This is a genomic window from Brevibacterium sp. HMSC08F02, assembly GCF_001807555.1.
Taxonomy (GTDB): domain Bacteria; phylum Actinomycetota; class Actinomycetes; order Actinomycetales; family Brevibacteriaceae; genus Brevibacterium; species Brevibacterium ravenspurgense.
On sequence record NZ_KV789351.1, the window covers coordinates 153331 to 162509 of the forward strand.

Consider the following 9179-nt stretch of genomic DNA (forward strand, 5'->3'; position numbering starts at 1 on the left):
AACCGGGCAGTGGTGTGCGGTGGTGAGCGGCGCCTCGGCAGCTGGCCAGAACAGGCGCTGACCAGCAGGCAAAACGGTCAGCCGGGCGGCGCCCTCGGGGCATACACTGGCACAGGAGCGACAAGAAAGGACGGCTCAAGCATGGACGTGCAGTCGATCATCGACAAGGTCAACACCGGACTGTTCATTGACGGGCAGTGGCGCGACGCCGAAACCGGCGACACCATCGACGTCATCAACCCCGCAACCGGCAAAGTCATTGCGAAAGTTGCCGACGGCAGCGAAAAAGACGCCCAAGACGCCATCGAAGCAGCTGGCCGGGCACAGAAATCGTGGGCTGCCACCCCACCGCGCGAACGCGGAGAAATCCTGCGCCGCGCCTTCGAGCTGCTCATGGAGAAGCAGGACGAAATCGGCGCGGTCATGACCGCTGAAATGGGCAAATCGCTCACCGAAGCCAAGGGCGAAGTCGCCTACGGCGCCGAATTCTTCCGCTGGTTCTCCGAAGAGGCCGTGCGCATCGGCGGCGACTACATGAAGTCCACCGACGGCAAGAACCGCCTCATGATCTCCAAGGAGCCGGTCGGCCCGTGCATCCTGGTCACGCCGTGGAACTTCCCGCTGGCCATGGGCACCCGCAAGATCGGACCCGCACTGGCAGCAGGCTGCACCGTTGTGCTCAAGCCCGCACAGCTGACCCCGCTGACATCGTTCATGCTTATGGAAGTGCTGGTCGAAGCCGGTGTTCCCGCAGGTGTGGTCAACGTCGTCACGTCGAGCTCGGCCCGCCGCGTGGTCACCCCGTGGATGGAATCCGGCATTGCGCGCAAGATTTCGTTCACCGGATCCACAGATGTCGGCAAGAACCTGCTGAAGCAGGCAGCCGACAACGTGCTCAAGACCTCCATGGAGCTCGGCGGCAACGCACCGTTCATCGTGTGCGAAGACGCCGACCTCGACAAGGCCGTCGAAGGTGCAATGCAGGCGAAGATGCGCAACATCGGCGAAGCCTGCACTGCCGCAAACCGCCTCATTGTGCACTCTTCTGTTGCCGACGAATTCGCCAAGCGGATGGCGGAGCGGATGGAAGCGCTCAAGGTTGGCAACGGGCTTGAGGACGGCGTTGACATCGGCCCGCTGGTTGAAGAAAAGGCACTCGACAAGGTTGCTGAACTGGTGGACGAAGCTGTTTCGGCCGGTGCTCACGTCGTGACCGGCGGTAAGCGGGTTGAAGGCGACGGGTTCTTCTACGAACCCACAGTGCTCACGAACATCCCCGCCGATGTTGCGATCAACCGCGAAGAGATCTTCGGCCCCGTTGCTCCGATCTACACCTTCGACAGCGAAGACGAAGCCATCGAAATGGCCAACGCCACCGAGTTTGGGCTTTCGTCCTACCTGTACACCGAGAACCTCGAAAAGGCACTCCGCCTGTCCGAGCAGATCGAAGCCGGCATGGTCGGGCTCAACACCGGACTTGTTTCCAACCCTGCCGCGCCTTTCGGCGGTGTGAAGGAATCCGGCCTGGGCCGCGAAGGTTCGCAGTTCGGCATCGACGAATACCTCGAAATCAAATACGTCGCCACACCCGTGGGGTGATTCGGCCTACGTGATTGCCGCCGCTGGGCGCGTCAGCTGCCGTTGGGCGCGTTAGCTGCGGCGTAAAAGTGGGGGCGGGCATCGAGCCCGCCCCCGCTTCTGTATGCAGACGCTGAAACGCTGAAGCCCCGCTCAGCCATAGATCCCTGAAACGCAAAGGCCCCGCCCGGTGTAAGAACCGGACGGGGCTTGAAGCGCTAGAACTCAAGCGCGGCGGCGGGCTGAACGCAGCCGCAGGCTAACGATCAAGCGCGGCGGCGAGCCAGCAGGTCGTTGACCTTTTCGTATGCCGCGTCTTCCGCAGCACGCGACACGGCACCCGGCTTCGCAACCTGCTTATCGGCGCGAATAGCCTTCCGGCCGTGCTTCAGAGCAGCGGTGCCGTCGTCTTCCTTCGCGGCATCGACCAGTTCGGGAACGGTGCCCTCGGCGGCGGCGAAGTGTTCAGCAGCCGATTCACGCTCAGCGGCCGAAGCAGTCGCTCCGTCCTGCGCCGCACTTTCGCCAGCCGCACGAGCCACCTTGACGTAGGTCGGCTCCGGCACCGGGCGAGGTGCAAACTCGCTGCTCGCGACAACCTCGCGCACACGCTTCTCGCCAGTGGAAACGACCGGAATTTCGCCGGTTGGGGCCTCGAGGTCAAGCACCTCGCGGCTGGGAACATCGTTACGGCGCATGGAGCTTGCCGCCAGACGACGCACGCGCTCCGCACGAGTTTCGCGAGCCGCACCGCTGCGGTTCGACATGAGTTTCGAAACGGACGAGGTGCCGCTCGTCTGCCCCTTCTGGGCTGGCACCTGCGGGGTGACCTTTACGGAGGGCGCTTCAGCGGTGGCGGCAGGCGCGGCAGGTTCGGACTTCGCGGCGGGAACCTTCGCAGCCGGGGCAGGCTCAGCAGCCTTCGCCGCCGGAGCCGCAGCCACAGGCGCAGCAGAAGAAGCCACCGGTGCCGAGCGGCGCGCAACGGCACCTTCCGACGCTTCGCCGTTGATGGCGATGACAACCAGCACGCAGCTGAGCGCCATAGCCGCGCTCAGAACGGGAACCGCCCAGGTCAGGGCCGTGAACAGAGCAAAGAAGAACGTGACGATCGTTGCCAGACCGAAGAACAGAACACCAACGCCGAGAGCGCGACGCACATTCCGCGTGTCCACGCCGGCACCAACCTCAGCACCACCGTGTGCACCGTCAACTGCAGCTTCACGGGTCGGGGCAGCATTCTGCGCGCCGCGTGCAGTCTCCTGCGGGCCGCGCGTGGGCGATGAGCTGTGTGAATTCATAGATGTGTCCGTCCGGCGCCGATTTCGCTGATCATCCAAAACACAACAATATGCACACCCAATGTCGGATTGGGGATGCATCGCGGTGTGTCTGTCACATTGTCAGCGTCCACTCATTTTCCCTGCCCGAGGCGCCCTCCAGAAACCCACTCCCCTCACCTGTCGAGGGACTCAATTCCCGAGGCGCCCTCCGGCCGCCGACCACACTTCACGTCAGGCCAGGCTCACCTCCCGCCCCACCCGCGGTCACGGATGTAGGCGTTGGCGAGCCCAGTCGGCACCTCGTCAGCAAGAAGCGCGTAGGAACGGTGGTCCGCCCAGTTGCCCGCGATGTGCATGTACCCGCGGCGCACACCTTCAAACCGGAAGCCGAGCTTCTCAACCACCCGCAGGCTCTTGCTGTTTTCGGGACGAATGTTGATCTCGACGCGATGCAGCCCCAGGTCGAAGAAGCAGGCGTCGGCGGTCATTGCCACGGCCAGCGGCATGAGTCCACGGCCGGCAAGACGCGAATCGATCCAGTAGCCGATCTGCACTGAGCTGATCGACCCCCACTGAATACTCGACGCAGTGACCTGCCCGCGGAAGCTGCCGTCCACCTCGAGAGCGAACGGCAACGCCACACCCCGTCTGGCCTGGGCGTTCAGTGCGCGCCGCATGGAATGGAAGGCTGCGCGCTCTTTGCGGAGGGCGGCCTCGAGTTCGGTGCCGTAACGCCCCTCGTCAGAACCGGACGCTTCCCCTGCCAAGGCACCACCCCGTATGTCCACACCGGGCAGGGTTGCGTCCCAGGGCTGGAGCCAATCGCGATTAGCGACCCTGACCTCGGCAAACTTTTCAGCATCAGCGCGTTTCAGCGGCCGCAGAATCACACCCTGCGACCCGGTCAGCCGCATCGGCCACCATGGAACACCCACACCAAACACACCCAGGAGCTGCGCTTAGGCGTCACCTTCATCGTCAGGGGTGACGGGTCGGGGCATCTGGAGGATCGAGGCGCCGCCGGGCTGGTCATCATCGGCACCTTTGTCTTGTGACTGACCGCGCTGCGGGCCGCCCCAGCCGCGAGAGCTGCCGCGCGAACCGCCTCGGGAACCAAAACCACCCGACGGCCCACCCGGCACGGTGCCGTTATCACGCTGATCCAACAAATCCGCGTACAGCGGCAGGATTTCGGACATGACGGAAGCTGCGACCGCCTCGTCAGCGGGCAGGGCAATGGCGAGAGTCGTGCCGACCCAGCCGACCCACGGGGCCGTGAACAACACGTGGTTCGCGCCGTGCCGGCGAGCCGAATCAAAGATGATCGCCTGCAGCCCCGGCAGCGGAGTGTCGGTGAACTGCGACAGCGCACCGGCCACGTCCATGCTGTCGTCGGCGCTCAGCCCGCCAACCAGCACCAGGAGATCCGCCGAATCGGCAAAGGCATCACACAGCGGGCCGACTCCGGCGACATCGGGCAGGAGCGCCTCGAGGGCGTCGAATCCGGCACTGTCGAGCTCCTCGTGGACGGCGGTCGCGGCCTGTGCGGCCAGCGAATCACCACCGAGCGGAGCAACAGCCGCGCTTCTGCGCGGCGGCTGCCATTGACCTGCGGTCATCGGAGAACCTCCCGGTTGTCATTGCGAGACATGGGTGCAGCTGCACCCAGTGAATCACACAGGTCAGTCAAGCCCAGCCACGTAGCCGCGCAGCCAGCTGTTGAGATCTTCCGCCAGGTCATCGCGACGGCCGGCCAGAGTGACAACAGCCTTGAGGTAGCTGAGCTTGTCGCCGGTGTCGTAGCGATCACCGGAGAACACAACGCCGTAGACGCCGTTGGACGAAGGGTCCTCGGCCAGCGTCTGCAGAGCATCCGTCAGCTGGATTTCGTTTCCACGCCCGGGAGGGGTCTTGGCCAGCACGGGGAAGATTTCGGGCGCGAGAACATAACGGCCGATGACCGCGTAGTTCGACGGAGCTTCGTCTGCGGCGGGCTTTTCGACCAGACCGGTGATCTTGACGGCCGAATCGGCGTCAACACCGTCAATGGCAACATCTTCAACAGCCGCGCAGCCGTACAGGCTGATGTCTTCCTGCGGGACTTCCATGAGTGCGACAACCGAACCGCCCGTGGCTTCCTGCACCTTGATCATGGTCGGCAGAATGGGGTTGGCCTCATCGATGAGGTCATCGCCCAGCAGCACGGCAAACGGTTCGTCACCCACGTGCTGTTCGGCCTTGAGAACAGCGTGGCCCAGACCCTTGGGGTCGCCCTGACGGACGTAGTGGACATCCGCGAGGCTGCTGGCCTTCTGCACCTTTTCCAGCTTGGCGTCATCGCCCTTTGCACGCAGCGTTTCTTCCAGACCGTCAACACGGTCGAAGTGGTCCTCCAGCGGGCGCTTGTTGCGTCCGGTGATCATGAGGACATCGTTCAGCCCCGCATCGACAACCTCTTCAACCACGTACTGGATGGCAGGCTTGTCGACCACCGGCAGCATTTCCTTCGGGATGGCCTTCGTGGCCGGAAGGAAACGGGTGCCGAGTCCCGCAACGGGGATAACAGCCTTGCGGACTTTTCGCTCTGGGTTCTTCATGCCGGTCATTCTAAGCTGTGTCAGATGAACGGAAGGTGAGCAAAAGTGAGCAGTCCCGCCGACGAGCCCAACGACACGACGAAGCACTCAGACAAAACCGCCCTGCGCGCCGAGGTGCGAAAAATCCGCAGGTCAAGAGCCCACGAGGCGGAGGTCACAGGGACTGCGCAGGTCACGGGGGCTGCGGGTTCAGCTGGTACCGCACGTGAACGGCTGACCCGAGCTCAGGAGCAGCTGGCGAATACTGCCTCGGAACTCATCGCCGACCGGCCTGCCGTTGTCGCCTACGCGGCACTGCCCGGCGAGCCCAACCTCGATCCTGCACTGAACGCCTACATGAGCCGCGGCGGCACCGTGTTCCTGCCCGTGACTCACCCGAACGAGCCACTCAGCTGGGGTCGTGCACCCGGCACGATGGACCTCCCACCGCAGGGCAAATGGCGTATCCGCGAACCCCGCGAAGAGCTCACGACTGAACAGCTGGCCGAACACCTCGTCACCCTGGCCCGTACGGCCAGCCGGAATCGGGCAGGGGACCCGGGCGGCACCTCGGGAGTGCTCCCCCAGGGGCGCCCGCGGGCCCCGCTCGTGCTGGTGCCCGGCTTGCGATTCGGCGCCGACGGCACCCGGCTGGGCAACGGCGGCGGGTTCTACGACCGGACGTTCGGGCCGCGGGGCGCGGCTCCTGCTCTGGCTCACGAGGTGCCGCTCACCGGCGTCTGCTTCTCCTGGGAATTCGGGGGTCACCTGGGGGCAGAAGATTGGGATCTGGCCGTCGGATCGGTGCTGACCGAGAACGGACTGCGGGCCGCCGAATAGCGTGGTGGGTGCGGCGTGAGGCTGGTGCGGGCGCGGCGTCAGGCTGGCGAATTGTGCGCATGCGCGGCTGGTTATACTTTCTGCGTCGGTCACACGGGCCGCAGCGGCCCACCGCCAAGGAAAGAACACATGCCCACGTACTCCTACGCCTGCAAGAACTGCGGTCACAGCTTCGACATCCACCAGGGTTTCAACGACGACGCCCTGACCACATGCCCCGAATGTGGGCAGGAGCAGCTGCGCAAAGTGTTCGGCTCGCTCGGAGTGTCGTTCAAGGGCTCGGGGTTCTACCGCAATGACTCGCGCAGCTCATCCGGCGGAGGTTCCGGGGAGTAAAAGCGCGTTTGAGCGCGGCGGGTCCGGGCAGCAGCGCTGCGCGACTGTAGGTCACAGAGACCGGCTGACTCGCGACTGTAGGTCACAGGCGCCGGGTGCCGCCGGACTATAGGTCACAGTTGCTGTTTTCGCCGCGTGTCGGCCTCTGAGCGAGCACACACTGGAGGCATGTCTGAACGCCTTGCCTCTCTGCGCCGAACAGTGCGAGCGCACCGAATGGTCCTCGCCCCGCTGTTGGTGGGACTTGCCACGCTGATCGCTGTCTGGGCTGTCATCCCCCAGACGTCTGGCAAACCCGTCGTGGTTGCTGCCAAAAGCCTTGCGGCAGGAGAGGAAATCACGTCGGCCGATCTCGACGTCCGCACCTATCCTCCAGCTCTCATTCCCGACAGCGCGCACAATTCCATTGACGCGGTGATCGGGGCGCACGCTGCCGGGGCTCTGTCTGCTGGCACTCCTATTACGAATGATTCCCTGCTTGAAAAGGGCACCGCACCGGAAGGAACAGTCCTGGTGCCGGTGCCCGCGGCAGACCCGGCGGCAGCTTCGATAATCCAAACCGGCAACAGAGTGCGCATCTATTCAGCGCAGAGTGACGGTTTCGGTGAGGCTGCAGGGTTCGACACGGTGGCAGGTGCGGATGCAGGTGCACAGGGCGGCGCCGCGGACGAAAACAGCGGGAAGAACGGCGGCGGTGCTGGTAGTTCAGGTGCGAAGGATCTTGCGAAGAACGATTCCGTAGTTGTGCAATCAGCCGTGGTTACGGGTGTGTCGCGCCCATCCGGTAGCGCATTTGATGACGGCAAACTCGTTCTGACTCTGGCTGTCACGCCGGATGAAGCGGCCCGACTTGCAATGATCCCGCCGGACATGCTGAGCTTCGCAATCGTGCAGTGACCGGCTGGTGACGGGGCCTGCGGTGTCAGCGGGGCCCTGTGAGGTTGGCGGTGAGCACTCTTTCGCTCCGAAAATACAACCCCATTTGCTCGCTTGAACAGGACGAGGGTCACAAAAAGCGCTGTTCTTGTGACAGATTGCACGCGGCGAAGGGATGAAACCCTGTAAACTCGGCCGATTTTCAGCCTAAACTTAAAGAGTATCTGTCTCGAGCAGTGTCCTGTTCGGAAACCAGGACTGCGAAAGGGAAAAACAATGCTCAAAGGCTTCCGCGATTTTATTCTGCGCGGCAATGTTGTTGAACTGGCAACCGCTGTCATCGTCGGTGCTGCGTTCACCGCAATTGTCGAAGCGATCTCGACCAAGCTCATCCAGCCGATGCTGGCCGTTGCAGGCCCGCCGGACATGGAGGGCCTCGGCTTCGAAATCGTCTCGGGCAACAAGGCTACGTTCATGGACTTCGGTGCTGTTATCACCGCGGCCATCAACTTCATCATCGTTGCAGCGATCGTCTACTTCGTCATCATCGTTCCGATGAACAAGCTCAACAGCCTGCGCAACACCGGCGAACTCGAAGACGAAGACGTTCCGCCCACGCAGGAAGAACTGCTTGCTGAAATTCGCGACCTGCTTGCCGGCCGCTCGCTTGCCGGCGACGCGACCGAAGAAGGCAACAACGTGAACTTCGACGACGGTTCGAGCTCCTCGCCCCGTCACTGAGGTTGAGGATCAGCGCTGAGCGCTGACACCTGAATCACATGCTGATGCCCCGAGCACAATGCTCGGGGCATCAGCATTTTTGTGTTCGCAAAGATATGTCGAGGCTGCATCCCACCCCGCCCCACGCCTTAGCAACAAATCCACGCCTTAGCAGTTGCGGCTAAAGCGAAGATCCCGGCTAAAGGGAGTCTCGCTGTGGCAAAAGCGTGGATTCATTGCTAACGGGAGTATTTACGGCTAAGCCGCAGATTCCGTCTAACGGGTGGATTAGTTGCCAACGGGAATTTTTCCCCGCCTCCACACCCAAAACCACGAGGTGCCATCCCCGCCAGACCCGGACCTCCACCTCGTGCCCCGCCTGCAGCAGCTTCCCAACACCCACCCCACGCCTTAGCAACAAATCCACTCCTTAGCAGTCACTGCTAAGCCGCAGATACCGGCTAAAGGGAGTCTCCCTGCGGCAAACGGGAGTATTTACGGCTAAAGCGAAGATCCCGACTAAAGGGAGTCACGCGGCGGCTAAAGCGCAGATTCCGTCTAACGGGTGTTTTTCTTGGCTGAACGAGGTGAGAACTGCTGAAAACAACGAGGTGCCATCCCAGCCAGACCCGGATGTCCACCTCGTGCCCCGCCTGCAGCAGCTTCCCAACACCCACCCCACGCCTTAGCAACAAATCCACTCCTTAGCAGTCACTGCTAAACCGCAGAAACCGGCTAAAGGGAGTCTCGCAGCGGCAAACGGGAGTATTTACGGCTAAGGCGCGGATCCCGGCAGACGGGTGTTTTTGTGGCTAAGGCGCGGATTCCATCTAACGGGTGTTTTTCTTGGCTGAACGAGGTGAGAACTGCTGAAAACCACGAAGTGCCAACCCAGCCAGACCCCGACGTCCACCTCGTGCCCCGCCTGCAGCAGCGTCCCAACACCCACCCCACGCCTTAGCAACAAATC

Annotated in this window: 9 protein-coding genes; 5 read left to right on the forward strand and 4 right to left on the reverse strand. The window is 63.0% G+C overall.

Translation table 11 applies throughout. From position 1 onward, the window contains the following. Positions 1-141 precede the first annotated feature (141 nt). Entirely contained in the window at positions 142-1599 is a 1458-nt protein-coding gene (locus HMPREF3172_RS04565) for an NAD-dependent succinate-semialdehyde dehydrogenase (protein WP_070515776.1), read from the forward strand. Positions 1600-1844: 245 nt separating this feature from the next. On the opposite strand, the gene HMPREF3172_RS04570 is transcribed toward HMPREF3172_RS04565, so the two are convergent. The 4 genes from HMPREF3172_RS04570 to galU form a co-directional block, all read right to left on the reverse strand. Then, positions 1845-2879, reverse strand: coding sequence for a hypothetical protein (locus HMPREF3172_RS04570; RefSeq protein WP_070515778.1), 1035 nt, complete (start codon positions 2877-2879; stop codon positions 1845-1847). Positions 2880-3103: 224 nt separating this feature from the next. After that, positions 3104-3775 (reverse strand): GNAT family N-acetyltransferase, encoded by a 672-nt coding sequence (locus HMPREF3172_RS04575; protein WP_070515829.1) that lies wholly within the window; start codon positions 3773-3775, stop codon positions 3104-3106. A 45-nt stretch (positions 3776-3820) separates the two neighbouring features. Further along, complete coding sequence (locus tag HMPREF3172_RS04580) at positions 3821-4480, reverse strand: hypothetical protein (RefSeq protein WP_070515780.1); 660 nt, start codon at positions 4478-4480, stop codon at positions 3821-3823. A 63-nt stretch (positions 4481-4543) separates the two neighbouring features. Then, entirely contained in the window at positions 4544-5458 is a 915-nt protein-coding gene (galU, locus tag HMPREF3172_RS04585) for a UTP--glucose-1-phosphate uridylyltransferase GalU (RefSeq protein WP_061942010.1), read from the reverse strand. Positions 5459-5503: 45 nt separating this feature from the next. Here galU and HMPREF3172_RS04590 point away from each other — a divergent pair, with 45 nt between their 5' ends. The 4 genes from HMPREF3172_RS04590 (at position 5504) to mscL (ending at position 8230) form a co-directional block, all read left to right on the forward strand. Beyond that, entirely contained in the window at positions 5504-6277 is a 774-nt protein-coding gene (locus HMPREF3172_RS04590; RefSeq protein WP_070515782.1) for a 5-formyltetrahydrofolate cyclo-ligase, read from the forward strand. 129 nt (positions 6278-6406) lie between these two features. Further along, positions 6407-6613, forward strand: a complete 207-nt coding sequence (locus HMPREF3172_RS04595; RefSeq protein WP_062020504.1) for an FmdB family zinc ribbon protein — start codon at positions 6407-6409, stop codon at positions 6611-6613. A gap of 168 nt (positions 6614-6781) precedes the next feature. Beyond that, positions 6782-7510, forward strand: a complete 729-nt coding sequence (locus HMPREF3172_RS04600) for an SAF domain-containing protein (protein ID WP_070515784.1) — start codon at positions 6782-6784, stop codon at positions 7508-7510. A 255-nt stretch (positions 7511-7765) separates the two neighbouring features. Continuing rightward, positions 7766-8230 (forward strand): large conductance mechanosensitive channel protein MscL, encoded by a 465-nt coding sequence (gene mscL, locus HMPREF3172_RS04605; RefSeq protein ID WP_070428107.1) that lies wholly within the window; start codon positions 7766-7768, stop codon positions 8228-8230. Positions 8231-9179 lie beyond the last annotated feature (949 nt).